This window comes from Streptomyces sp. NPDC051684 (genome assembly GCF_044453445.1).
GTDB lineage: Bacteria > Actinomycetota > Actinomycetes > Streptomycetales > Streptomycetaceae > Streptomyces.
On record NZ_JBITCS010000065.1, the window covers coordinates 1 to 23,454 of the forward strand.

The window sequence follows — 23,454 nt, forward strand, 5'->3', positions numbered from 1 at the left end:
AGGGCATCACCGCACTTGTCGCGGTGCTCGCCGCGCTCGGCATCACCTGGGCTGTGCCCAACAAGCCGAGCACGACGACGGAACAGTGAGGCGGGGGGGGGGGGGGGGGGGGGGGGGGGCCCGCCCCCCCCCCCCCCCCCCCCCCCCGGGGGGATGTGGGTCAGGAACCCGACGGAGGCTGGGTGGGGTACACCCAGTTCGTCGGCGTCGCGGAGCCGGTGGCCGACGGTCCGGACGCGGACGCCGGAGTGCCCGAGGCCGAAGGTCCGGGGTCGGCCGGCGGCATGGAGGTCATGTCGCCGACCGGAGCCGATGCGGCTGCGAGGCGACCGGAGCCGCCCGCAACGCCTTGGGCAGTCGATTCGCACCCTTCCGGTTCGTTCTCGCCAGGACGTGTGATTAGCGGCGGGATCCCGGGGCGCTGGATCAGAGCCCGGCCCTTGTCGCCGCTCGCGTCCGGGTCTTCGCCGTACCGGAAGCGGGTCTGCTGCTTGGGCGGCCCGGCGTCGATGCCCTCCTTGCTGAGGTTGCCGCCGGAGGGGTTGATGCCGGAGGCGACGCCATCGGTGCCCGCGCCGGGGACCTGGTTCGGACCCTGCGGAGCGGGGGCACCGGTACCGGCCCGCAGCGCGAGGCTGCCTGCGGTCTTCGCGGCTCCTGCGGCGACCGCCATGCCGGCGACACCGGTGCGGTGCATGTCGTCGTGGCCGCCGCCGTCGCTGGCCCAGTGAACGAACTTGTACGTCGCGTAGGGGCAGAGCAACACCAGGACCATCACGACGATGCCGGCCATCGCGTCGGACAGGGCCGCCATTCCGTCGCTGGCGTCGGTCTTGCCCATGGCGGAGACGCCGATCAGGAAGACCACGGTCATCAACAGCTTGGAGACGATCAGGGTGCCGGTGGCCTCGATCCAGCCGCGCCGCCACCGTTTGGCGACTTCCCAGCCGCCGCCCGCCCCGGCGAACACCGCGAGCGCGACCATGATCAGGACGCCGACCTTGCGGGCCACCATCACGCCCCAGTAGAGGAAGGCGCCGATCGCGCACCCGAAGGCCACCAGCGCGGGCACACCCCAGCCGAGGCCGTACATGGCCCCCATCTGATCAACCTTGATCACACGGCGGATCGCGTCGTCGATCGAGGTGTTGGCGGCTTTGAAGAGGCCGTCGGACAGTGCGTCCACCACGGTGATGGCGACGGTCGTGAAGGCGATGGCGGAGAAGCTGAAGAGGACTCCGGTCATGGTGCCGAACGCCGCCTTGGCGAGGGCACGTTCGTCGCGGCGCCAGGCCGCGGTCATGAGCTGGATGCAGAAGATGCCGACGGTCAGGGCGAGGCCGATGGGCAGCAGCAGCTCGTAGTTGTCACGGAACCACCCGGCGTTGAGGTCGATGGCCGTCGTCTTGTTGACGGCCTTGGCGGCCAGGTCGGCCGCGCTGGACGCCAGCTCGCCCGCCGACTTCGCGATCCACGCGCCGAGACCGTCGGTGACGGTGCCGGCGGGGTTGGTGGCGAAGTCGACAGCGCCGCACACCTTGTCCATCAGCGGGAAGTCGCAGACTCCCATGGGTCGTACCTCCGTTCTGGGGCGAGGGTCAGGGCGCGACGGACGGCATGACGCCGACCAGGGCGCAGGAGTGGTTGGGCCGGCACTGGACCGCGAGGGTGGTGGACCTGCTCTCCGCGCCGCCGGCGGCCGAGCCCTTCCAGCGAATCGACTGCTTGCCGGAGACCGTGACGGCGTAGACGTACGCCTGGGTGATCGCCCCGGGGTCGTCCTGGAGGGCCTGGGTGAAGGCGTGCGGGAAGTGCCCCTCGTTGATCTTGGCGGTGGCGACCTGCTTGTTGGCCGCCATCTCCTTCCACAGCACGGCCGAGGGGACCGCCTGGTCGACGGAGGCCGGGTCGGCGTACTTCGACTCTGTGGTCAGCCAGCCGCGCAGCGCCTTGCGCAGCTCGGGCTGCGAGTACGCGCGGGTGTCGTACGACCACAGCGCTGCGGCGGCGGCCTTCCCGTACGTGATCGGGTCGTGGGTCTTCGGCGGAACGGGCAGAGCGCGGGGCCGGGTGTGCGGCCCGGACGGTGTCGCGGGCGACGAGGACGTGGTGGGCGAACTCGGCGGTGGGGAGGCGGTATCGGAGGGGCTTCGGCCCTCGCGGGTGAGGTAGGCGGCCAGGCCGGCGAGGGCGACGAGCACCGCCAGGACGGCAGTGCCGAGCAGCGCCCGGCGGCGCACGCGAGATGCGCCGCCGGGGTGGGTGGAGTGCTGAGCCATCAGTGGACCTGCGTCCCGAGCGTCGAGAAGAACGCCACTACACCGTTGGCCGCACCGAGAAGAAGGGCCGCGCCCGCGCTTACCAGCACGCCCTTCTTCCCGTTCGCCTCGGCCTGGTGACCACCGGAGTGGTGACCCCAGGCCCACACGCCTGCACTGACGGCGAGGGCTCCGACCACGGCGATGAGTCCGAACAGGTTGATCGAGCCCATCACCTGCTTGAGGACGTTGAGGCCAGGGAGCCCGCCCTCGTTGGGCTTGATTCCGGGGTCGTAGGCGAGCTGTATGACCTGTTCAGCGAGATACACGGGAACTCCAGTTCGAATGAGCGCACGCCAAAGCCCGGTGGGGCGAACCAGCGGTGCGAGGGGGGGTGAGGAGGGGGAGGAGCGCCGGTCAGACGACTCGGCGGGCCGCGAGAACCCGCGATTTCCAGGACGCGACGGTGGTGATCCGTACGACGTCACCGGTGTGCGGGGCGTGGACGATCAGGCCCTGCCCGATCGCCATCCCGACGTGTTCCGGTACGGCGGCCGTCCCCTCGGTGAAGAGGAGGTCGCCCGGCTTGAGGGCATCGACCGAGACGGCCTTGCCGTCCTTTACCTGCGTGTACGTGGTCCGTGTGAGGGTGACCCCGGCGGCCTTGTACGCGCCCTGCATCAGGGAGGAGCAATCGCAGCGGCCCATCGGGTTCTTGCCGTGGGAGTCGGTGCACGTGCCGCCCCACTGATACGGGGTGCCGAGCTGGCCGAGCGCCCACCGGATCGCCGTCTGTACCTTCGGCGGCGCGGAGGCGGGAATCTTGTAGTCCTTCGGCAGCGCGCCCGCCGGGATGGTGCCGAAGTCCGTCCCGTCGCCGTCCGCCGAACAACCCCCCGCGGAATCGGGAGAGGGGCTGCCGGTGTCGGCAGAGCCGGACGGCGACGGGCTCGGCGATGCGCCGCCGGCCTTCTGCAGCAGGGGCTCGATGGCCTTCTGTAGGGCGGTGGCCAGCGGCTCCCATTTGGCGTACGCCTCCGGGAAGCCCGACTTCTGTACCGCCTGCGCGGCCTGGGTGACAGAGAGGGACTGCCAGCCGGAGACCTTCTTGAGCCCCTCGTAGAACTTCGTCGAGGCGTGCACCGGATCGAGGATCTGGCTGGCCGTACCCCAGCCCATCGACGGCCGCTGCTGGAAAATACCCAGCGAATCGCGGTCGCCGTAGGTCAAGTTCCGCAGGCCGCTCTCCTGCAGCGCGGTCGCCAGGGCGACGACCTGCCCTCGGGCGGGGATGTTCATCGCGACGCCCGTGGCCTGGATCGTCTTGGCGTTGGGCACTTGGTCGGCAGGTGCGTCCAGCCCCGGCACGGAAATCGAGCCCTTGTCGCCGCCGTCCAGGATGGCCTTCACCTGCTTGGCGACGGCGGAGGCGTCCACACCCTGTGCACCGTCGGTCGAGCACGAAGCCGAGGCGGTCCCGGCCCCGATGCCAAGGATCGGCAGTGCCAGCAGGAGTGGTCCGGTGGCGCACAGACCAACGAGGGCTCCCGTCGTCTTCTTCACGGCCGCCGCCGTTCAGCGCGACGGCGGTGCGGACCGGTCGAGGGAGGTGGGTCGGGGCGCGGGTGTGTCAGGGCATGCTGCATCGCAGCGGCTCCTCGGTGTTCGAAGAAGACGCGGTGCCGACTTCTCGTGCAAAGCCGTCGGCACCGCGCCGATGTGCATCCGCCCCTCGGCGGGCCCGGGTCAGAGGAGTTGGTAGCTCCAGGACGCCGGTTTCAGGTCACGCGCGGCAGCCAGCCGCGCTCGTAATCTCAGGCAGTGCACAGGGGCCTCCTCATGGCGCTCGCGGGCAGATGGGCAACATGCCTCCGACGCTGCTCGATTGGACGAGATAGCGCGGATAAGCACAGCTCAACGGGGGTGGAGCAGCGCTCCTTCCCGGTGGCACGGCGAGACAGTAGACCGGGATTCCGGCCGCGCCAAACGACTGCCATCCAGGGGCCCGAATCAGGGAGCCACCTCGTTAGGCGCGGCCGGAATTCGCCGTTAACCTCCGCTGCAACCTCGCACCGGATGCACGCCGTTGAGCGCTGCCCGGAGCTAGGTCCAGACTCCGCCGCGCCCGAAGAGAGGCCCTCCCCATGAGCTACACGCTGCACCGAGGCGACGCCCTGACCGTCCTGAAGTCCCTCCCGGACGAGAGCGTCCAGGCGGTGATCACCGATCCGCCCTACAACTCTGGGGGCCGCACCAGCTCCGACCGGACCGGCCGTACCGCACGTGCCAAGTACGTCACGAGCAACTCGGCGCACGACCTCGCCAACTTCCCGGGTGAGAACCGTGACCAGCGCTCCTACCGCTCCTGGCTCACCGAACTGCTCACCGAGGCGTACCGGGCCTCGACCGAGCACGCGGTCGCGATGGTCTTCACCGACTGGCGCCAGGAGCCGACCACCTCCGACGCCCTGCAGATGGCGGGATGGACCTGGAGCGGCACGATTCCGTGGATCAAGCCGTCCAGCCGGCCCCGCAAGGGCGGGCCGAAGCAGGACTCGGAGTTCATCATCTGGGGCGTCAAGGGCTCCCTCGACAACACCCGCGACCTCTACCTGCCCGGCCACTACATCGCCTCCCAGCCCCGCAAGGGCCGGGTTCACATCACCCAGAAGCCGGTCGAGGTCATGCAGCAACTCGTCCAGGTCTGCCCCGAGGGTGGCACCGTCCTTGACCCGTTCACCGGCAGCGGCTCCACCGGGGTCGCGGCCCTGCGCGAGGGGCGCCGCTTCGTGGGCGTCGAGCTGTCCGCGCACTACGCGGACGTCGCCAATGAGCGGCTATTGCAGACGATGCAACAACTGCGTTCCCAGGAGGACTTCGTTCTCGCAGGTCCAGAGGCCGAGTAGCGCGTTGAGGGGCGGGGCTCTGGAGCACCCGATCAGGGGATTTCCTGGCGTGGTCAGTCAGCGCAACGATGATGCATCCGCTGCAACGCTGGAGGTGGGCGATGCCGATCGGTAAATCTCCGGAGCCCACGAGCTTCGAACTGTCGCGGAACGTACGTTTATTGGATCCCGAAGCGACGGTGTTCCTGGCGATGCTGGAGGGCTGGGCCAGGCAGCAGCGGGCACGGTTCCTGCAGGAGAGCGGCACGATCACTCCACGGCTGGCGTTGCTTCGCCGGTTTGCGGACTTCACCGGCCTGTATCCGTGGCAGTGGACCCCCGCGGAGGCCGAGGCATTCATTAGCCATCTGCGGTCAGGAGTCCGACCGATCATGGTGTCGACGGCGCGTGGGTACGAGATCTCCATCCAGATGTTCTGCGCCTTCGTCAGCGATCCGCGCTACGGGTGGCCGGAGGAGTGCGAGCGCCGCTTTGGGGCGGTGCCGCAGCAGGTGTTTCACGAGTGGAACACGGTGCTGCACGTTGCGGAGTACGAGGGTGATCCGCGCCGCCGTCCCTTGCACTACGACGAAGTGCAGGCACTGTTCGATGCGGCCGACGGCCGGGTGGAGCAGATTCGGGCGCGCCGGGTGAAGGGCGTGCTGCCCGCGATGCGGGACGCCGCGCTGGTCAAGACGCTGTATGCGTTCGGTTTGCGACGTCAGGAGTCGGTCGGGTTGGACCTGGTCGACTTCCGGCGGGTACCGCGTACGGCCCGGTTCGGGCAGTTCGGCGCGGTGTACGTGCGGTTCGGCAAGGCGTCGCGCGGTGGTGCGGCGAAGCGGCGCACGGTGCTGCTGGTGCCCGAGATGGACTGGGTCGTACCGGTACTGGAGCAGTGGGTCGGGGAGGTACGACCGCTGCTGCGGCCGGGATCCCATCCGGCGCTGTGGGTCACCGAGCGGGGCGGGCGACTGCATCGCCGGTCGGTCAACGACGCCTTCGCCACGCTGCGGGGGCTGGCCGGGCTGCCTGCGGAGCTGGATCCGCATTGTCTGCGGCACTCGTACGTGACGCACCTGGCGGAGTTCGACTATCCGGAGAAGTTCGTGCAGGACCAGGTCGGTCATCTGCATGCCTCGACCACCGCGTTGTACATGGGGGTTTCCGATGAGTATCGAACCCGGCTGCTGCGCCGGGCGCTGTCCGAGCACTGCGACGAGCTGTGGGGTGATCCGGAGTGATCAGGAAGATGGGATGCTGCTGGAACCTGCGGCAGAAGATGGCCGAGCAGGGCATGTTCCAGACCTCGCAGCTGGTGCCGCTGCTGGCCGAGCGGGGCGTGCAGCTCTCGCGTGAGCAGGTCTTCCGTCTGGTCACGCAGGCGCCGCAGCGCCTATCGATGGACACCCTGGCGGCGCTGTGCGACATCTTGTCCTGCACCCCGAATGACCTGATCGAGGTGCGGGTCGTCGACCGGCCGATCCCCAAAGCGGCCGGCCAGGCGTCGGCCCCGCCCCCGGTGCGCCGCACCGTGATCCGCCGCCCGGGCGAGCCGTGAGCACCCGCGCTCCGTCGGCCGACCCGGTCGGCCTGTCGAGCGAGGGGATGCGGCGGCATCTGGTCTCCCGCTTGCGGCAGGAGCTGCCCGAACTCGATCAGGACGGGGCGGAGGCGGCGCTGCGTGCGGCCCGCGTCTGGAGCGGGCGGCCGGTACGGGAGCTGGACGCCTACTGGGCGGCGCGGCCCCATCCGCTGATTGATCCGGGCGAGTGCTTCCCGCTCGCGCTGTTTCGCCTCGCCCGGGTTCTGCACGCGTCCGGACACCCGGTCGACGTGCCGGGCTGCACCGGCTGCGGAGCCCTGCCGGAACGGCTCTTCCTCGATGACGAGGGCCGCCGGGTGTGCGCCTCGTGCAAGCCGCCACGGCAGCCTCGAGTCTGCGCGCGCTGCGGACGCCTCGGCGTCATTGCGGCCCGGCGGCCCGAGGGCGGCATCTGTCATCCCTGCTACAGCCGGGACCCGCAGGTCGTCACGTCCTGCGGGCGGTGCGGACGGCTGCGAGCACCGGCTGTGCGGCGCGAGGACGGAACCGCGCTCTGCCAGCGGTGCTGGTCCCGGCCGCTGCGCCGATGTGCCGGCTGCGGAACGGTCGACGTGGTCAAGGTGGCCACGGAAGAGGGGCCGTGGTGTCCGCGCTGCTACCAGCGGCGCCGGCCCCGTGGGGAGTGCGAGCAGTGTGGTCAGATCGCGCCGCTGGCCGAACGCGGGAGTACTGAACGCCCGGCCCGCTGCTACCGCTGCTACCGGCGACCCACCCGGCACACCCCGTGCGGCAGTTGCGGAAGGGAACGCGAGTGCATGCACCGGCCCGACCAGCAGTGGCTGTGCCGCGACTGCATGCCCAAACCGAAGCGGACCTGCGGACACTGCGGTCGGACACGGATCGTGGCGGCAAATTGGCCGCTCGGTCCGGTCTGTCAGCCCTGCTACCGCACGCTGAGCTATCTCGGCCGCTGCTGCCGCCACTGCGGCCGGGCCCGGCCACTGATCGGTCGCGACGCGGCAGGCACCGGTATCTGCGGACCGTGCGCCGGTTACCCGCCGCCGCCACCGTGCCGCACCTGCTCCAGCGGCGAGACGTACATCCACGGACAGTGCGTCCGCTGCACCCTCAGCCACCGTCTCGGGGAGCGGCTGGCCGGCCCCGACGGACAGCCGCTTGGCCAACTCGTCCCTCTCGTAGACGCTTTGACGGCATCGGACCACCCCATACGCCTGCTGACCTGGCTGCGGGGCAGCACCAGCGCCCGCCTCCTTGGCCGCCTCGCTGCCGCCGGCCGCCCTGTGACCCACGCGCTGCTGGACGAGCTGCCCCCGAGCCATGACGAGTGCTACGTGCGGGCCCTGCTCGTACGCACCGGCATCCTGCCCGCCCGGGAAGAGGGTTTGGAGCGCATCCTTCCGTGGCTGGAGCGCCTGTTGACCGCCGGCCCCGCCGCTCATGCCCGGCTCGTCCAGCCGTACGTCCACTGGGTCGTGCTCCGCAAGGCCCGCAGACGCCGTGCCCGCGGTCAGGCAGTTGAGCGGTCCGGTGGCGGGATGCGCGGCGAGATCCTGCTCATCCTGTCCTTCTTGGTCTGGCTCGATGAGCGCAAACTGACGCTTCGCACACTGCGGCAGGGGCACCTGGAGGACTGGCTTGTTACCGGGCCGAACCGGCGCCACGACATCTGCACCTTCCTCACCTGGGCCCACCGACACGGACTGACCACCGAACACGACATCACCCACGTCCGCCCCGGATCCGGGGCACCGCCGCTCACCGACGAACAGCGCTGGGAAGAACTGCGGGTCTGCCTCACCTCCGACGCCCTGCCACTGCGGGTGCGCACCGCCCGCATGCTCACCCTTCTCTACGGCCTGCCCAGCGAGCGCATCCGGCACCTGACCGTTGCCGACATCGAGCACCGCGGCCAGGAGACCTACCTCCGCCAACGGCGCCACGCCCTGCTGATCCCACCGCGCCCGGCCCGCCTGTTGACGCACCTCGCGGTGCTGGCGCCGGAAGAAGCGCTGCTGCCCGCCACGGATCCCACCCAGCTGTGGCTCTATCCCGGCACCGTCCCCGGCCGGCCGCTGTCAGCCGCCGGCTTCGGCCTGATGATGCGCCGGCACGGCTTCTACGTCAGCCCGGCCCGCACCGCCGCGCTGATCTCCCTCGCCGAACACATCCCCACCCCGGTCCTCGCCCAACTGCTGGAGATCCACATCAACACCGCACTGAAATGGGCCGCCCACGCGCAACCCAACTGGACCGCCTACCTAGCCGCTCGGGATCAGGACGGTGCACGACCCCAGAGAACGAGCCCGACACAGCAGTAGCTCCCTGAGCGGGCGACTCCACAACGCAGGTGCAAGCGGCCAACACCTTTTCCTGGCGTATGCGGCAGTTCTGTTCCCCGCCGGGGGCGTTCGGCGGGACAATGCCACCAGGCTCGCATCCCTCGGGCGGATCATGCCCGCGACGGTCCGTGGCAGGGGCGGAGGAGGAGTGTGCGATGGCGCAATGGGAACGGGACGAACGACTCGCGCGAGCGTTCCTGGAGTTGGCCGACACCCTGACGCAGGGCTTTTATCTAATCGACTTCCTGCACGTCTTGACCGACCACATGCTCGAACTGCTGGATGTATCGGCGATCGGGGTGATCCTGGTCGATGCCCGGGGGCAGATGCTGGACGTAACCGCGTCCACCCACACCGCACACCAACTGGAAGAGGCGCAGATCGAGTTCGATGAGGGCCCGTCCAAAGACTGCTGCTACCGGCGTGACCAGGTCGGCCCGGTGGACCTGAATGAACCCGCCACCGCGGAACGCTGGCCACGCTTCACCAAAGCCGCCCGCACCGCCCAATTCGCCACGGTGGCCGCCCTCCCGCTGCGCCTACGGGACGAGGTCATCGGCGCGGTGAACGTCTTCCACTCCCAGCCGACCGGGCTGCATCCGGCCAGCCTGCGCCTGGGACAGGCCCTGGCCGACGCCGCGACCATCGGCATCCTGCACCAACGCCTCTCCCAGGACCAGGCCGAACGGATCGGACAGCTGCAGATCGCACTCAACAGCCGGATCATCATCGAACAGGCCAAGGGCGCCCTCACGGCCCACCTGCGCATCGCGCCCGAGGTGGCCTTCGAGCGGCTGCGCGCCCACGCCCGCAGCAACCAGACGTCACTGACCCGCGTGTGCCAACACCTCGTGGAGGGCCGACTGGCCGCCACGACATTCGCCACGCCCCAGGACCGACCGCACCACCCGTGACCCTGCGTTCATGTCACCCCGCGGCCCGCGCCACCAGCGCCCCACCGCACTTCAGCCAAGGAGTACCTGCGGTGCCCGCTGACATCCCCGATATCCCCGGCCTCCTGGCCGCCGCCATTCAGACCGGCCAGGGCCTGAGCGCTCTCTCACCCGGCTCCTGCGCGACCGCGCTCGGCCTCGACAGCCTCACGCTCTGCCTGCTCGACCAATCCGGCCTCGAACTCGTCTGGTACGACCCGGACGACAGCGCCGCAATCGCCTTCGAAGATCTCCAGTACACCCTCGGTGAGGGCCCCACCCTCGACGCCGCCCGCACCGGCGAACTCGTCCTCGTCCCCGACTTGCACACCGTGCCCGAACACCGATGGCCCGCCTTGCTGGCCGCCGCCCAGCAAAAGCTCCCAAGCGCCGCTCACGCCGTTCCCCTGAACTTGGGTGCAGTCCGGATCGGAGTCCTGACCGGTCATCGCAGCATCCCCGGCCCGCTCACCCGCGCGCAGATGGGCGCTCTCCTCGCCCTCGCCGAGGGCGCCACCATGATCCTCACGACACCCGACGGCATCCATGACATGAGCAGCAACAATCCGCTGCCCCTGCACCGTGCCCTCATCCACCAGGCAACCGGCGCCCTGACCGTCCTGCTCGACATCCCTCTCAGCGAAGCTCTCGCCCGCCTGCGTGCCTACGCCTTCACCCACAACCTCCCCCTCTTGGACGTCGCCCACGACGTTGTCCACCACCAAGCCAACCTGGACAACCCACCCAGCTGAGACTCCCGTTGCGGGACAGCCCTCAGATTTCGTCGAGCAGCCCCGCGACGGGCCTACCACTGCCGGCGTAGTGCCAGTTGCACCGAGGAATACCGCACGAGTGCAATACCGGCACTCCGCCAGTTGAGGAGCGGCTGCGGGCCGAACTGACCAAGGACGACTTCGAGCTGGCCGGACCGGAGGCATGAGCGTGAGAGCGGAGAGAGGCCAGGGCCGGCGGCCCACAGACGCCAGAGGGGCGGCTGGAGCATCGACTAACCGATGCACCAGCCGCCCCTCCTGTTACGTCAGGCCGCCTCGAACGCCCGCCGGATCAGCGGCGCCGCCTTCTCCAAGTCGGCTGCCGAGACGACGCGGACCTCCAGGTCGCCGGTCCCAAGGTGTCCGATACCGCGCATGTCCCGGGTGAAGCCCTCCTCCAACTCGACCGCGTCCGGGTCGAGTCTGAGGTACACCAGGATCGCCTCGTGCTTCGGACGGAAGATCACCGACGCCACGTTCACCAACCGCCGGTAGGCGATGTAGTGCCGCAGGGACGCCACCTCCACCTCGCCCCATGCCGTGAGCGCCTCGTCCAGTTCCGCGTACAGGTCCCGCAGGCACTCCGGCACCCCTCCTCCACCCGCAGGCGGAGAGACCGTCGAAGCCGTCGGCACGCCGTCCGCCACGGGTGCCCGCTCCCGGCCCCGGCGAGACGAGGCAGCGCTCGGGAAGCCGGTCGCGGAGTCCACGAGCAGCAGCCCCAGCAGGCCACCGTCGAAGATCCGGTAGCGCACCAGGTCGATCCGCTCGGGCAACCTCTGCACCGCTACCCGGTCGTGGTGCGAGAAGCCCGCCGCGATGCAGATCATCCGCGGACGACGCCAGTCGACGGACTCGGCGGCCTCCGCCCCCAGCACCTTCCGCACGAGCGCCTCGAACTCGTGGTGCGCCGACTCCAGCCAGGACAGGTAGGAGACCGCTTGGGACATCACCCCGCTGTCCGAGCCCTTTTTGAACTCGATCACCACCGGGCTGCCGTTCTCATCGAGCCCCAGGGTGTCGATCCGCCCCCGGTGCCAGGGGCCAGTCGGATACTCCGATGCCAGGAAGCGGACGCCCAGCATCTGCTCCAGGCCGGCCTCGACCCGCCGCTGCAGCTCCACCTCCAGCGCCACCGTCGAGCCGGCCAGCTCGACATCCCGTCCGTCCGCGTCCTGCCGGAACATCATCAGCTCGGCCACCAGTGCCCCCTCCCGCGTTCTCTGCAAGAGCGAATCGAACGAACACCCTGGTTATTCCACCTCTAGCTCGCCGGAACTGTTTGAAGGGGCCGGTTTATGCCGGGGGTTAGCAGAAGGCGCTTAGCAGACCGCGGGTGACGTCGTCCCGCCGATCCGCGTGGCCGGGGGCCCTACAAATAATCTGTGCGCCCCCGTGGAGTGGCGGCGGTGAGGAAATGGGTTAGTGCGTTCAGCGCGCCGCTCGGCTCGAAGCCGGGTGGGATGCGCAGGCTGATGAGGGCGCGTGCGGTGGGCGGCACGGTCGGAGCGGAGCCAACGGCGGCCGGCAGCCGAGGCCAGGACGGTGGTCGGTCGGCGACGCTGCCGGTGCCCGTGCGAGGGACGCCGTCGCGAGTCCATGCGAACGGAGGACTGGTGACCAGGGGTGGAGCAAACGTGTCACACGGGGCGCATGCCGTGACTGTAGGACCTGCGGCGCGATCGGCAGGTCCTACCGTCACGGACTCGGTCAGGAGCCCCAGCGGAGCGCGATCGTGTCGCCGACGGAGATGACCTTGTTTCGGGCGGCAGACGTGAAGGATGAGCCGTCCACGCTCGCCTTCCACGTGTTCGTACCGCTGTTGGCCTTGCCGTTGAGCGAGGTGATGGTTCCGGTTCCGGTGGACGGTGTCACGGCGGTGACGCAACCCGACGGTGTGGCGGCGCTGGTCGCCGCGTCGAGCACAGCGCCGAGCGTGGTGCTCGTGCCGGTGGTGGTGACGGAGACGGAGCAGACCTTCAGGTTTCCGGTGCCGTCGTCCACGGTCAGGGCCAGCGAGGTTGCGGTGCCAGAGGTGAAGGTGCCCTGGCCCACCCACTGCGGGGCGCCGGAGGTCGACGGCACGGGGGGTGTGGCGGTGAAGCCGCCTCCGGCGACGGCGCGCAGGCCGTCGATCGAGGCGTATGCCTGGGGAGAGGTGTCACTCGGCAGGTACTTGAAGCCGCCGCCCGGGTTGAACTGCTGGCTGATGAGGAAGTCGACCGGCGTCTTGCCCTTGGAGGTGAGGAAGTCGCCGGTCTGGGCGTTGATGCCGCAGGCGTTGAGCCCGGAGACGGCCCAGCCGTTGGAGTCGGTGTTGACGCCGAACATGGCGTCGAACGCACCGGTGTTGGCGACCAGCTTGTTCTTGAGGAAGGTCTTGGCCTGGACGATGTCGGTGTCCGTGTTGGGGACGCCGGAGACGCAGAGAGCGGCCATCGCGGCGCCGGTCATGTCGATGTCGCTCGCGGTCCCGAGCTGCCCGGCATCACCCTCGGCCTTGCCGTAGTTCCAGCCGCCGTCGTTGTGCTGGTTGGCCCGGATACGGGTGATCATCGCGTTCCGCAGAGACTGGGGGATGCGTATCTGCCCGGACGTGGTCTTCGCCCCGTTCAGAGCGAGCGCGGCGAAGACGGTGCCGTTGAAGTTGGCGGACGGGCCGAAGTAGCCCGGCTCCGCGGTCTGCCAGTAGCGGTAGATGTCGGCCACGAGGTTGCGAGAGGCGGAGACCCGGGCCGGGTCGATGCCCGCGGCGTAGGCATTCAGCGTGGCGCGCTCGTAGTCGGTGACGACGGGGGCGGAGGACGGCCATCCGCTGGTGGACAGCAGGTTTCTGTAGACCGTTCTCGCGTTCTTGGTTGTGTCCCCGCCCGGCGTGACGTCTACGGCGGCGGTGCCTGCGGAGGCGAGCGCGCTGAACGCCCACTCGTTGGAGAGACCGGACCCGGCGTACGAACCGTCAGCAGCCTGCAGGGACTTGAGGTATGCGACACCGTTCGTCTTCGACGTGGCGATCTGGGCCGGCGTCGCGGTTGCGGCGGCGGGAAGTGTGGTGAGAGCGAAGGCTCCGATGGCCGCAGCCGCGGTGATGGCGGCGTGACGGACGGAAACGGGACGTGGCATGGCGTGCTCCAGAGGTGAGGGACGCCGACCGGACCCGGCCCGGTCCCCGGTCTCGGGTGCACACGGCGGGGGAGGCCGCCGTCCGACTGCGCGTGGACCGACTTCCAACTAACCTGTGCCGCTTGGGCATTCGGGCTCGGAGCGGTCCCTCCGCCCCACACCGCTGCGCGTCAGCCCCGGACTCTCACCGGGTTCCCCCACTCGGCAGAGCGGGACAGTACCCGAGCCTCGAGCGCTCGCGCCACAGGGCGATTCTCCTGACGCTGTGATCACGATGTGCACGGCCTTGACGGTTTCTGTGAACCCGTGTTCCAATCCGCCCTGATACGCAAGTAGTTCCAGGGGAAGCCGGTCGAAATCCGGCGCTGACCCGCAACCGTAGGCCCAGTCACCGCTGGGCGAGCCGGAATGCCTGGAGCGTGTTCCACAGCAACAGACGCCGTCGCGGACTACGGCGTGGTGCGACCCGCTCCAACGCCGCCCCTCATCTGCGAGGGCGCTGCCTGGGGCGTCAGCCACGTTTGTCTCCCGTGCCGGCCAGGCATTTAGGGGGCCGTGGTGGAGACCATGGGGCGCACAGAAACGCACATACGAAGACGATTCCGGCCACTGGCTGCCGCACTGACGGGCCTGCTTGTCCTTGCCGCCGCGTGCTTCGCCTTCGTCAGCGTCGCCCAGCCCGCCTCCGCCGCCCCGGTCGGGGACTGCACCGCCACCAAGGGCGCCATCGTGGCCGTCGACTTCGCCCCCTTCGGCGGCAAGGTCGAGCGAGGCTGTGACACCAGCCCCAGCACCGGCTACGAGCTCCTGCACGATGGTGGCTTCACCACCGCCGGGACGGAACACGACGGTCCCGCGTTCATCTGCCGCATCGGCTACGGATCCTTCAACTCCGGTACGCAGTACCCGACTCCGTCAAAGGACTCCTGCGTTCTCACGCCGCCGGCCACCGCCTACTGGTCGTACTGGACCGCCTCACCGGGCCAGGACACATGGACGTACAGCCAGTACGGCGCCATGGACCGCAAGCTGAAGGACGGTGACGTCGACGCCTGGGTCTACGGCGGCACCGACATCGGCGGCACCACGGGAAAGCCCACCTTCAGCCCCGACGACGTCCGTGCCGGAGGCGGCGCGAGCCCCGACCCGAGCGGCGGGCCGACCGGAGCACCCGGCGACGTCGACGTAGCGGGAGCCGCCGCATGGCTCAAGGCGCAGCTGACCGACGGCGAACGCATCGTCGACGAAGGCGCCGACAGCCCCAACTACCTGCTCACGCTGGAGACCGCCTACGCACTGGCCGCGGCGGACGGCAGCAGCGCCACGCTCGACAAGATCACCGCCTTCTTCGCTCAGCACGTGGACGACTACGTGGCTCCCGACGGGAAGGATCAGGCGCCGGACGCGGCCGCGGTCGCCCGCCTGGCTCTGCTGGCCGAGTCGACGGAGGGCGACCCGCGCAAGGTCGGCGGGCGCGATCTGATCGCCGACCTGACCGGGAACGTCTGCGCCGCCGGTCCGGAATCTGGCGAACCGACACCCGGCTGCACCGCCAAGGGCGACTTCCGCAACGTCGACTACGCCGACGAGCAGGCCCGCGCCGTACTCGCCCTGCTGCGAGCGGGCGTGACGCCACCCGATGCCACGGTGGACCGCCTGACTCAGGTGCAGTGCACGAACGGCAGCTTCACCAGCATCCTCATCCGGCCAGGAGGCAACTGCGACGGCGACGCCGCCACCACCGGACTGATCGCACTGGTCCTGAAAAAGGTGGGCGGCCACGACGCCGCTGTCACCAAGGCACGCGACTACCTGACCAAGGCCCAGCGCGACGACGGCGCGTACGTCGCCTACACAGGCTCCACCGCCGGCGATGTGATCACCACGGCCTATGCCGCACAAGGGCTGCGCGCCCTCGGCCAGATGCAGCGAGCGGACGTCGCCGAAGGCTGGCTGTCCCGGACCCAGCTCAAGGGCGGCGGCTTCGGCTTCGACCAGGACGCCACCGACCCGACCTTGTACGCGACACCGGTCGCGATCCTGGCTGGCGTGCACACTGACCTCGCCAGCCTCACCACCAAGAGGACCGAGCCGACCGATCCGCCGACCACGGACCCGCCCACCACCGATCCGGGCGACCCGGCTCCAGGCAAGGGACCGGACCTGAAGAAGGGTGTCGCCTACCTGATCGGTGCCGCCCAGCTCAAGCAGGGCCAGTTCTATCCGACCGGTGCCGGGACGAGCCGCGCCGACTTCGGACTGACCATCGACGGCGCCTACGCGCTCGCCGCCACCGGCCTCAACAACGCCAAACTGCGCGGCGTCGTCGACTTCCTCGACAAGGCAGGCAAGGACGGGGAGAAACGCACCGTCAACGACTGGACCGGAATCGGCACCAAGTACGCGGCAGGCGGCTCCCTCGGCAAGACGGCCCTGCTCGCCGAAGCAGTCGACCGTGACCCGCGCGACTTCGCCGGCCATGATCTGATCGCCGCCCTCGACAAGGCGGTGTGCTCCGCGCCGAGCAAGGCCCCGGACCGCTCCTGCGCCGCCAAGGGCGCCTACACCTATGCCCCGTCCGTCTTCTCCCAGTCCCTCGCTGTCATGGCCCAACTCCGCGCCGGTGACAAGGAGAACGCCCAGGACCCGATCGCGTACCTGGAAAGCCTTCAGCACGACAATGGTGCCTGGCCGAGCCTCATTCCGGCCACCGGCGACTCCGACGTCGACTCCACGGCCATAGCGGCGATGGCACTCGACCTCGCGGGCGGCGACCAGGCGGACCGGGCCGTCGACAAGGCACTGAAGTGGATCGCCTCCAAGCAGCTCGCCGACGGAGGTTTCCCAGGCGCCGCAGGCAACTCCGTGAACTCAGCCGCCTTGGCCGTGCAGGGGCTGACCCTCGACAAGTCGTCGTACAAAGACGAGATCGCCTCGGCGCTGAAGTTCCTTGCCGGGCAGCAGAACTCGGACGGCGGCTTCAACGTCGCCAAGGAAGGACAGCGCGGCTCCGACCTGCGCGCCTCCACCCAGGCCGTCGGCGGTGCCACCGGGGTCTCCTTCGGGAAGCTGGAGCGCAGCCTCGACGGCACGAAGCCGCAGCCCACACCGAGCGACGGGAGCGGAACTCCCGAGATCGTGACGCCCGGTGAGAGTGGGGGAGCGAGCGGTGGAAACATCGTGGACGCCGACGGTGGCGGCGGCGCGCTTGCTTCGACCGGCGTGCAGATCGGCGTTCTTGCGGCGCTGGCCGTGCTGCTGAGCGCGGTCGGCTGGCGCACGGTCGTTGTCGCCCGGCGTCGCGGCGTCGTGGGGGAGGAGCGATGAGCCGCCTGACCCGTGCCGTAGCCCGGTTGATAGGTGCTCTGGCCCTGACGGCGGCCGGACTCGGTGCGACGATCGTCCCGGCCGCTGCCGACCCCCTCGCCATGGGGCAGTGCACCACGCGCTCCGGCGTTGTCCTCGCCGTCGACTTCAGCCACTGGGGCGGACCCATTTACCGGGCCTGCGGCACCACCCCGACCACCGGATACGAGCTGCTCAATCAGGGCGGCTGGCGCACCACCGGTACAGGACACGACGGTGCCGCGTTCATCTGCCGCATCGGGTTCAGCGGATACAAGAGCGGCAAGCAGTACCCGACGCCGTCCCAGGACGACTGCGTACTCACTCCGCCCGCCTCCGCCTACTGGTCGTACTGGCACGCCGATCCGGGCGCGAACGACTGGGAGTACAGCCAGCTCGGCGCCATGCTCTACAAGCCCAAGCCCGGCAGCGTCGACCTGTGGATCTTCGGTGGCACCAACATCGAAGGCACCAAGGGGCGGCCGCAGGTGACCCCGGACCAGCTGCGGGCGCACAACACCGCGCCCACCGGTGGCGGAAAGCCCGCGTCCACGGCGAAGGCACCGAAACTGCCACCAGGCGTCGACACCGGCCCCGCGCCGGAGCGACCGGTGGCCGAGACCAGCACGAAGCCGTCGGCCACGCACAAGAAGAAGTCGCCGAAGCCAACCCCGGAGAAGAGTTCTCCGTCTCCGACTGAGTCCGCGTCGCCCACTCCGAGCGCTTCGCCGTCCCCGACGACGACGAAGAAGGGGCCGAAGATGCTCAACGCGGAACCCACCGCCGACGCCCCGCACGACGCGGGCTCTGTGCTCCCGGTCATTGCCGGAGGGGGCCTGGTCGCACTGATCGCGGGGGCAGCCGTGTACGCGGCCCGGCGCCGCCCGCACGAGTGACCGCAGTGGCCCGTACGATCTCGGAGGCGACCGCCGCCCGGACCGGCCCCGCGCCGGACCGAGGCGGCCGTCGCCTGCCACGCATGCTGCATCCGCTGGCCTGGTGGATCTGGGCCCTCGCCCTGGCCACCGCGGTCAGCCGCACCAACAACCCGCTCCTGCTGTTCCTCGTGCTCGCGGTCCTCGGCTTCGTCGTCTCAGCACGCCGTACCGCGGCACCCTGGGCACGAGGCTTCAAGTACTACCTCTACCTAGCGTTCACGGTCGTGCTGATCCGTGTGGTCTTCCGCGCGGTCTTCGCCACCGGCATCACCCCGCACGACCACTTCCTCTTCTCCCTGCCGCACATCCCCACCCCCGACTGGTACGCCGGAATCCAGATCGGCGGTCCCGTATCGCTGGAGGCGATCCTGTCGGCGGCCACCGACGGGCTCCGTCTGGCGTGCATGCTCTGCTGCATCGGAGCGGCGAACACGCTCGCCAACCCCAAGCGTGCACTGCGCGTCCTGCCCGGCGCCCTGTACGAGCTCGGCGTGGCCGTCACCGTCGCCATCAGCGTTGCACCCCAGCTGGTCCAGAGCGTCCAACGTGTCTCCAAAGCAAGGAAGTTGAGGGCAGGCAGGACCCGGGGGCTACGCGCGCTGCGCGGCATCGTCGTACCGGTTCTGGAAGACGCCTTGGAACGTTCCCTGCGGCTGGCCGCTGCCATGGACTCGCGCGGGTACGGCCGTGCCGGTTCCGCCACGCGCCGCTCCCGACGGGTCACCGGTGCGCTGATGCTGCTCGGCATGTGCGGACTGTGCGCGGGCGCGTACGGACTCCTGGACGCCACGGCTCCGGCGTTCCTCGGCTTCCCGGCGATGGCCGTGGGAGCCGCGCTGTGCATTGCGGGGCTGCGGCTCGGCGGACGCCGTGTCACGCGCACCACGTACCGGCCCGATCCCTGGCGCGTGCCCGAGTGGGCGGTCGCGGGCAGCGGCGTTCTCTCGGCGATCCTGCTGTTCGGCAACCTCGGATACGACCCCGCGCAGCTCAACCCCACCTTCTATCCGCTGACGTGGCCGGACCTGCCACTGGTACCGACGCTGGCGATTCTGCTCGCCGGCACGGCCGGCTTCCTGGCCCCGCCACCGAGCGCGCCCCACCGTGCGGAGACGGCTGTCCGCCGTGGCCCGTCCGTCCGTACCGATCCGAAAGCCGGCACCGCGTGATCACCTTCGACCAGGTCACCATCGCCTACGACGACGCGCCCGGCCCCGCCCTGCGAGACGTGAACCTCACCGTGGAGGAGGGGGAACTTTGCCTCGTCGTCGGGCACACCGGCGTCGGCAAATCCACCCTCCTCGGCGCCGTCAACGGACTCGTCCCGCACTTCACCGGCGGCGCTCTCCACGGCCGCGTCACTGTCGACGGCCGCGATACCGCCCACCACCCGCCACGCGAACTCGCCGACGTCGTCGGCGTGGTGGGACAGGACCCGCTCGACGGCTTCGTCACTGACACCGTCGAAGAAGAACTCGCCTACGCCATGGAGCAGTTGGCGATCCCCGCCGCCACCATGCGCAAACGCGTCGAGGAGACCCTCGACCTCCTGGGCCTCGCCGACCTGCGCCACCGCGCCCTGCACGAACTCTCCGGCGGCCAGCAGCAGCGTGTGGCCATCGGCTCGGTGCTCACCGCCCACCCCCGCGTCCTGGTCCTCGACGAACCGACCTCCGCCCTCGACCCGACCGCCGCCGAAGAAGTGCTCGCCGCGGTCACCCGCCTCGTCCACGATCTCGGCGTCACCGTCCTGATGGCAGAGCACCGTCTGGAACGCGTCGTGCAGTACGCCGACCGCATCCTCCACCTGCCCGGAGACGGCCAAGTTCGCATCGGTCCCCCCGCCGACATCCTCCGCACTTCGGCGATCGCGCCACCCATCATCGAACTCGGGCGCGCCACCGACTGGGCACCGCTGCCGCTGTCCATCCGCGACGCCCGGCGAAAGGCAGCGCCCCTGCGCACCAGACTTGCCGGGCACACACCCAAGCCCGCACGCCCCACCCCGCAAGCGGACCAGGCGCTCCTCACCGCGCGAAAGGTCACCGTCGCCTACCAAGGGGTGCCCGCCGTACGAGAAGTCGACCTCACCTTGCACGCCGGTGAAGTGACCGCCCTCATGGGGCGCAACGGATCAGGCAAGTCATCGCTGCTGTGGGCACTGCAGGGCACCGGCCCGCGTCGCGCCGGAGCAGTCGCCGTCGTCACCGACAGCGGAGCGACGGCAGACCCCCACGACGTCCCCGCGGCGCGAGCCCGACAACTCGTCGGCCTGGTACCGCAGACCCCCGCGGACCTCCTCTACCTGGAGAGCGTGAAGCAGGAGCTCGATCAGGCGGACACCGAGTCTGCGACGGGGGAGAGCGCCCGAGCTGTCCTCGACCGGCTGGCACCGGGCATCGACGACGCCACCCACCCGCGTGACCTCTCCGAGGGGCAGAAGCTCGCTCTCGTCCTCGCCATCCAGCTGACGGCCGCGCCGCGAGTACTGCTCCTCGATGAGCCGACCCGCGGTCTCGACTACCGAGCGAAGGACGAGCTCATCGCCGTCGTCGATGCGCTGGCCCAGGAAGAGCGCACCGTGGTGGTGTCCACCCACGACGTGGAGTTCGCCGCCCGCGCGGCCGATCGCGTCGTCGTCATGGCCGAGGGCGACATCGTCGCCGACGGACTCACCTCCGACGTCATCGTGGCCTCACCCGTCTTTGCACCGCAGACAGCCAAGATTCTCGCACCGTTGCCGTTCCTCACCGTGGGCCAAGTCACGTCCGTCCTCGACGAGCTCGATGCAGAGGATGTGCAGCGATGACGACATGGACCGGCAGGGCGATCCCGGCTGCCATCCGTCTCACGCCTCGTGTCGGCCTCGTCGTCACGATGGCGGCCTTTCTCGGCGTCGTCGCCTTCTTCTGGCCGTTCGTGGTCGCCCCCGGGACGTTCGGTTCGAACTACGCGCCACCGCTGATCTTCGGAGTGCTGCTCGTCCTGATCCTCTGCGTCGTGCTGTCAGAGATAGCGGAGGGCGGCATCGACTCCAAGGCGCTCGCCATGCTCGGAGTCCTGTCCGCCGTCAACGCCGCTCTCCGCCCCCTCGGCGCGGGCACAGCCGGCATCGAGACCGTCTTCTTCGTTCTGGTCCTGGCAGGCCGGGTCTATGGCCCCGGCTTCGGCTTCACGCTGGGCTGCACATCACTGTTCGCCTCCGCTCTCATCACCGGCGGGGTGGGCCCCTGGATGCCGTACCAGATGTTCGGCTGCGCGTTCGTAGGCATGCTCGCAGGATTCCTGCCGCGCGCGACCGGCCGCCGAGAGGTCCTCCTCCTGGCCGTCTACGGATCGGTGTCCGGCTACCTCTTCGGCTTCCTCCTTAATCTGTCCTTCTGGCCGTTCTCCCTGGACCCCAACAGCTCCATCGCTTACCTGCCCGGTTTGCCCTTCACCGAGCAGTGGCACCGATACATCGCCTTCGACCTGGCCACCTCACTCGGCTGGGACACCGGACGCGCGGTCACGAACTTCGTCTGCATCCTGCTCGCGGGGCCTGCGGTCCTCACCACGTTCCGCCGCGCGGCACGCCGCGCGAAGTTCCGGGCGCCGGGCCGGTTTGCCGCCCCGGTGGAGGGCGACACGCCGCGGGCGACCAGCTGAGAGAGGGCGTCAAGCCTGGATATTTTGCCAGGTCAGGACAGATAGGGGTCGTTCGTGGGCCCCGCTTTACCGACTGTCGCGAAGGCAGACCGGGACTTTGCCCCGACGATGTTGTAGTTGCACATTATGCGCAGCAGCGTGGAGTGCGCGTCTGGATTTCCCAGGCCGCGCCTGCTCCACGACATGTAAAGGCTCACGTCCCCGATGACCGTCTCACCCGGCCCAGCTCCCGCCGCGACCGCCAGTTCTCCGAAGCCGGCGAAGTTCCGCTTCCGTACCTCCATGACGCGCAAGGAGTGGACGAGTCTCGGCGGCATGGCCGCCTTCATCCTGGCGCTGCACGTCATCGGCTGGTTCACGCTCGTCGCGGTGGTCGCGCCGGAGCACTACAGCCTGGGCAGCAAGACATTCGGCATAGGCATAGGTGTCACTGCGTACACGCTCGGCATGCGACACGCCTTCGACGCCGACCACATCGCGGCGATCGACAACACCACCCGCAAGCTGATGAACGAGGGGCAGCGTCCCCTGTCGGTGGGTTTCTGGTTCTCCCTCGGCCACTCCAGCATCGTCTTCGCCCTGGCCTTCCTGCTCTCCCTCGGCGTCAAGGCGCTGGCCGGACCGGTCGAGAACGACGATTCCACGCTGCACAGCGTCACCGGGTGGATCGGCACCACGGTCTCGGGCACCTTCCTGTACGTCATCGCCATCATCAATTTCGTGATCATGGCGGGCATTTGGAAGGTATTCCGGCAGATGCGCTCCGGTCACTTCGACGAGGCGGCGCTGGAGGAGCAGCTCAACAAGCGCGGTTTCATGAACCGGCTGCTCGGTCGCGTCATGAAGTCCATCAACAAGCCCTGGCAGATGTATCCGCTGGGCCTGTTGTTCGGACTCGGCTTCGACACCGCGACGGAGGTGGCGCTGCTGGTGCTGGCCGGTTCAGGCGCGGCGTCAGGGCTGCCCTGGTACGCGATCCTGTGCCTGCCGGTGCTGTTCGCGGCGGGAATGTCGCTGCTGGACACGATCGACGGCTCGTTCATGAACTTCGCTTACGGCTGGGCGTTCTCCAAGCCGGTCCGCAAGGTCTACTACAACCTCACCATCACCGGCCTGTCCGTCGCTGTCGCGCTCATCATCGGCACGGTCGAACTGCTGGGCCTGATCGGGGAGAAGGCCCATCTGCACGGTGCGTTCTGGGACTGGGTCGGCGGGCTCGACCTGAACATCATCGGCTACGTCATCGTCGGTCTGTTCTTCATCACCTGGGTGGTGGCCCTGCTGGTGTGGAAGTTCGGGCGGATCGAGGAGAAGTGGACGCAGGGGCTGGCTCGGCCCGGCGAGTAGCGCCCGCCCCGGATGCGGTAGTCGCCGTACGGCCGAGGGCTCCAGCCGACGCATGGTCGGCGGGAGCCCTCGGCGTGCCTGCCGGTGAAGGTTGAGAAGACGATCACGAGCAGGACAGCTGGATCCCCTGGCAGTTCAGGTGCGGGTCAGGGGTTGAGGAGCAGGCTGTTGGCGCGCTCCTTGGCGGCGGCGTAGCGCTTGGCGACGTCCTGCCAGTTGACGACGGCCCACATGGCCTCGATGAAGTCGACCTTCTGGTTCTTGTACTGCAGGTAGAAGGCGTGCTCCCAGGCGTCGAA

General features: G+C 69.3%; 19 protein-coding genes and 2 riboswitches. Of the genes, 12 read left to right on the forward strand and 7 right to left on the reverse strand.

Annotated elements, in window-relative coordinates:
• Nucleotides 1-160 precede the first annotated feature (160 nt).
• The 4 genes from ACIA8D_RS40000 to ACIA8D_RS40015 all read right to left on the reverse strand — a co-directional run bounded on the left by ACIA8D_RS40000 (nt 161) and on the right by ACIA8D_RS40015 (nt 3,821).
• Nucleotides 161-1,570: an ATP-binding protein gene (locus ACIA8D_RS40000; RefSeq protein WP_399240134.1), complete on the reverse strand. Its 1,410-nt coding sequence runs from the start codon at nt 1,568-1,570 to the stop codon at nt 161-163.
• Nucleotides 1,571-1,598: 28 nt separating this feature from the next.
• Nucleotides 1,599-2,279 (reverse strand): hypothetical protein, encoded by a 681-nt coding sequence (locus tag ACIA8D_RS40005; protein ID WP_382085183.1) that lies wholly within the window; start codon nt 2,277-2,279, stop codon nt 1,599-1,601.
• On the reverse strand, nt 2,279-2,587 hold the full coding sequence (locus ACIA8D_RS40010) for a DUF6112 family protein (RefSeq protein WP_011029048.1): 309 nt from the start codon (nt 2,585-2,587) through the stop codon (nt 2,279-2,281). The genes ACIA8D_RS40005 and ACIA8D_RS40010 overlap by 1 nt, the downstream gene beginning before the upstream one ends.
• An 88-nt stretch (nt 2,588-2,675) precedes the next feature.
• The gene (locus ACIA8D_RS40015) at nt 2,676-3,821 is read right to left on the reverse strand and encodes a C40 family peptidase (RefSeq protein WP_399240136.1); all 1,146 of its coding nucleotides are present in this window, start codon (nt 3,819-3,821) and stop codon (nt 2,676-2,678) included.
• 581 nt (nt 3,822-4,402) lie between these two features.
• On the opposite strand from ACIA8D_RS40015, the gene ACIA8D_RS40020 reads away from it, so the two are divergent.
• From ACIA8D_RS40020 to ACIA8D_RS40045, 6 genes are all read left to right on the forward strand, one after another.
• On the forward strand, nt 4,403-5,164 hold the full coding sequence (locus ACIA8D_RS40020; RefSeq protein WP_399240138.1) for a DNA-methyltransferase: 762 nt from the start codon (nt 4,403-4,405) through the stop codon (nt 5,162-5,164).
• 101 nt (nt 5,165-5,265) lie between these two features.
• Nucleotides 5,266-6,387 (forward strand): tyrosine-type recombinase/integrase, encoded by a 1,122-nt coding sequence (locus tag ACIA8D_RS40025; RefSeq protein ID WP_399240140.1) that lies wholly within the window; start codon nt 5,266-5,268, stop codon nt 6,385-6,387.
• Nucleotides 6,384-6,704, forward strand: coding sequence for a helix-turn-helix domain-containing protein (locus ACIA8D_RS40030; protein ID WP_399240142.1), 321 nt, complete (start codon nt 6,384-6,386; stop codon nt 6,702-6,704). The genes ACIA8D_RS40025 and ACIA8D_RS40030 overlap by 4 nt, the downstream gene beginning before the upstream one ends.
• A complete protein-coding gene (locus ACIA8D_RS40035; protein ID WP_399240144.1) occupies nt 6,701-9,028 on the forward strand; it encodes a hypothetical protein in 2,328 nt (775 codons plus the stop codon). The genes ACIA8D_RS40030 and ACIA8D_RS40035 overlap by 4 nt, the downstream gene beginning before the upstream one ends.
• Before the next feature lie 176 nt (nt 9,029-9,204).
• A complete protein-coding gene (locus ACIA8D_RS40040) occupies nt 9,205-9,963 on the forward strand; it encodes an ANTAR domain-containing protein (RefSeq protein WP_399240146.1) in 759 nt (252 codons plus the stop codon).
• A 71-nt stretch (nt 9,964-10,034) separates the two neighbouring features.
• Nucleotides 10,035-10,733, forward strand: a complete 699-nt coding sequence (locus tag ACIA8D_RS40045; protein WP_399240148.1) for a GAF and ANTAR domain-containing protein — start codon at nt 10,035-10,037, stop codon at nt 10,731-10,733.
• Between the two features lie 287 nt (nt 10,734-11,020).
• Here the strand turns inward: ACIA8D_RS40045 and ACIA8D_RS40050 are convergent, their stop codons facing one another.
• Nucleotides 11,021-11,956 carry a DUF5655 domain-containing protein gene (locus tag ACIA8D_RS40050; RefSeq protein ID WP_399240150.1) on the reverse strand — a complete coding sequence of 312 codons (936 nt, stop codon included), beginning with the start codon at nt 11,954-11,956 and terminating at the stop codon, nt 11,021-11,023.
• Between the two features lie 508 nt (nt 11,957-12,464).
• Nucleotides 12,465-13,877: a hypothetical protein gene (locus ACIA8D_RS40055; protein WP_399240152.1), complete on the reverse strand. Its 1,413-nt coding sequence runs from the start codon at nt 13,875-13,877 to the stop codon at nt 12,465-12,467.
• A 124-nt stretch (nt 13,878-14,001) separates the two neighbouring features.
• Nucleotides 14,002-14,075, reverse strand: a riboswitch (cobalamin riboswitch).
• A gap of 104 nt (nt 14,076-14,179) precedes the next feature.
• Nucleotides 14,180-14,312, forward strand: a riboswitch (cobalamin riboswitch).
• A gap of 132 nt (nt 14,313-14,444) precedes the next feature.
• On the opposite strand from ACIA8D_RS40055, the gene ACIA8D_RS40060 reads away from it, so the two are divergent.
• The 6 genes from ACIA8D_RS40060 to ACIA8D_RS40085 all read left to right on the forward strand — a co-directional run bounded on the left by ACIA8D_RS40060 (nt 14,445) and on the right by ACIA8D_RS40085 (nt 23,155).
• The gene (locus tag ACIA8D_RS40060) at nt 14,445-17,204 is read left to right on the forward strand and encodes a prenyltransferase/squalene oxidase repeat-containing protein (protein ID WP_399240154.1); all 2,760 of its coding nucleotides are present in this window, start codon (nt 14,445-14,447) and stop codon (nt 17,202-17,204) included.
• Nucleotides 17,201-18,118, forward strand: a complete 918-nt coding sequence (locus tag ACIA8D_RS40065; RefSeq protein WP_399240156.1) for a hypothetical protein — start codon at nt 17,201-17,203, stop codon at nt 18,116-18,118. Before ACIA8D_RS40060 ends, ACIA8D_RS40065 begins: the two co-directional genes overlap by 4 nt.
• Complete coding sequence (locus ACIA8D_RS40070) at nt 18,115-19,329, forward strand: energy-coupling factor transporter transmembrane component T (RefSeq protein WP_399240158.1); 1,215 nt, start codon at nt 18,115-18,117, stop codon at nt 19,327-19,329. The genes ACIA8D_RS40065 and ACIA8D_RS40070 overlap by 4 nt, the downstream gene beginning before the upstream one ends.
• Nucleotides 19,326-20,969 carry an ABC transporter ATP-binding protein gene (locus ACIA8D_RS40075; RefSeq protein ID WP_399240160.1) on the forward strand — a complete coding sequence of 548 codons (1,644 nt, stop codon included), beginning with the start codon at nt 19,326-19,328 and terminating at the stop codon, nt 20,967-20,969. The genes ACIA8D_RS40070 and ACIA8D_RS40075 overlap by 4 nt, the downstream gene beginning before the upstream one ends.
• The gene (locus ACIA8D_RS40080; RefSeq protein WP_399240162.1) at nt 20,966-21,808 is read left to right on the forward strand and encodes an ECF transporter S component; all 843 of its coding nucleotides are present in this window, start codon (nt 20,966-20,968) and stop codon (nt 21,806-21,808) included. Before ACIA8D_RS40075 ends, ACIA8D_RS40080 begins: the two co-directional genes overlap by 4 nt.
• A 204-nt stretch (nt 21,809-22,012) precedes the next feature.
• Nucleotides 22,013-23,155 (forward strand): HoxN/HupN/NixA family nickel/cobalt transporter, encoded by a 1,143-nt coding sequence (locus ACIA8D_RS40085; RefSeq protein ID WP_399240164.1) that lies wholly within the window; start codon nt 22,013-22,015, stop codon nt 23,153-23,155.
• A 146-nt stretch (nt 23,156-23,301) separates the two neighbouring features.
• On the opposite strand, the gene ACIA8D_RS40090 is transcribed toward ACIA8D_RS40085, so the two are convergent.
• Nucleotides 23,302-23,454, reverse strand: a 153-nt coding sequence (locus ACIA8D_RS40090; protein ID WP_399240166.1) for a Fe-Mn family superoxide dismutase, incomplete at its 5' end; no start/stop codon positions are given.

Excerpts from the sequence above, each read along its gene's own strand:
- ACIA8D_RS40000 (WP_399240134.1), bottom strand. The coding sequence starts at position 1,570 with ATGGGAGTCTGCGACTTCCCGCTGATGGACAAGGTGTGCGGCGCTGTC.
- ACIA8D_RS40005 (WP_382085183.1), bottom strand. The coding sequence starts at position 2,279 with ATGGCTCAGCACTCCACCCACCCCGGCGGCGCATCTCGCGTGCGCCGC.
- ACIA8D_RS40020 (WP_399240138.1), top strand. The coding sequence starts at position 4,403 with ATGAGCTACACGCTGCACCGAGGCGACGCCCTGACCGTCCTGAAGTCC.
- ACIA8D_RS40025 (WP_399240140.1), top strand. The coding sequence starts at position 5,266 with ATGCCGATCGGTAAATCTCCGGAGCCCACGAGCTTCGAACTGTCGCGG.
- ACIA8D_RS40040 (WP_399240146.1), top strand. The coding sequence starts at position 9,205 with ATGGCGCAATGGGAACGGGACGAACGACTCGCGCGAGCGTTCCTGGAG.
- ACIA8D_RS40055 (WP_399240152.1), bottom strand. The coding sequence starts at position 13,877 with ATGCCACGTCCCGTTTCCGTCCGTCACGCCGCCATCACCGCGGCTGCG.
- ACIA8D_RS40060 (WP_399240154.1), top strand. The coding sequence starts at position 14,445 with ATGGGGCGCACAGAAACGCACATACGAAGACGATTCCGGCCACTGGCT.
- ACIA8D_RS40065 (WP_399240156.1), top strand. The coding sequence starts at position 17,201 with ATGAGCCGCCTGACCCGTGCCGTAGCCCGGTTGATAGGTGCTCTGGCC.
- ACIA8D_RS40080 (WP_399240162.1), top strand. The coding sequence starts at position 20,966 with ATGACGACATGGACCGGCAGGGCGATCCCGGCTGCCATCCGTCTCACG.
- ACIA8D_RS40085 (WP_399240164.1), top strand. The coding sequence starts at position 22,013 with ATGACCGTCTCACCCGGCCCAGCTCCCGCCGCGACCGCCAGTTCTCCG.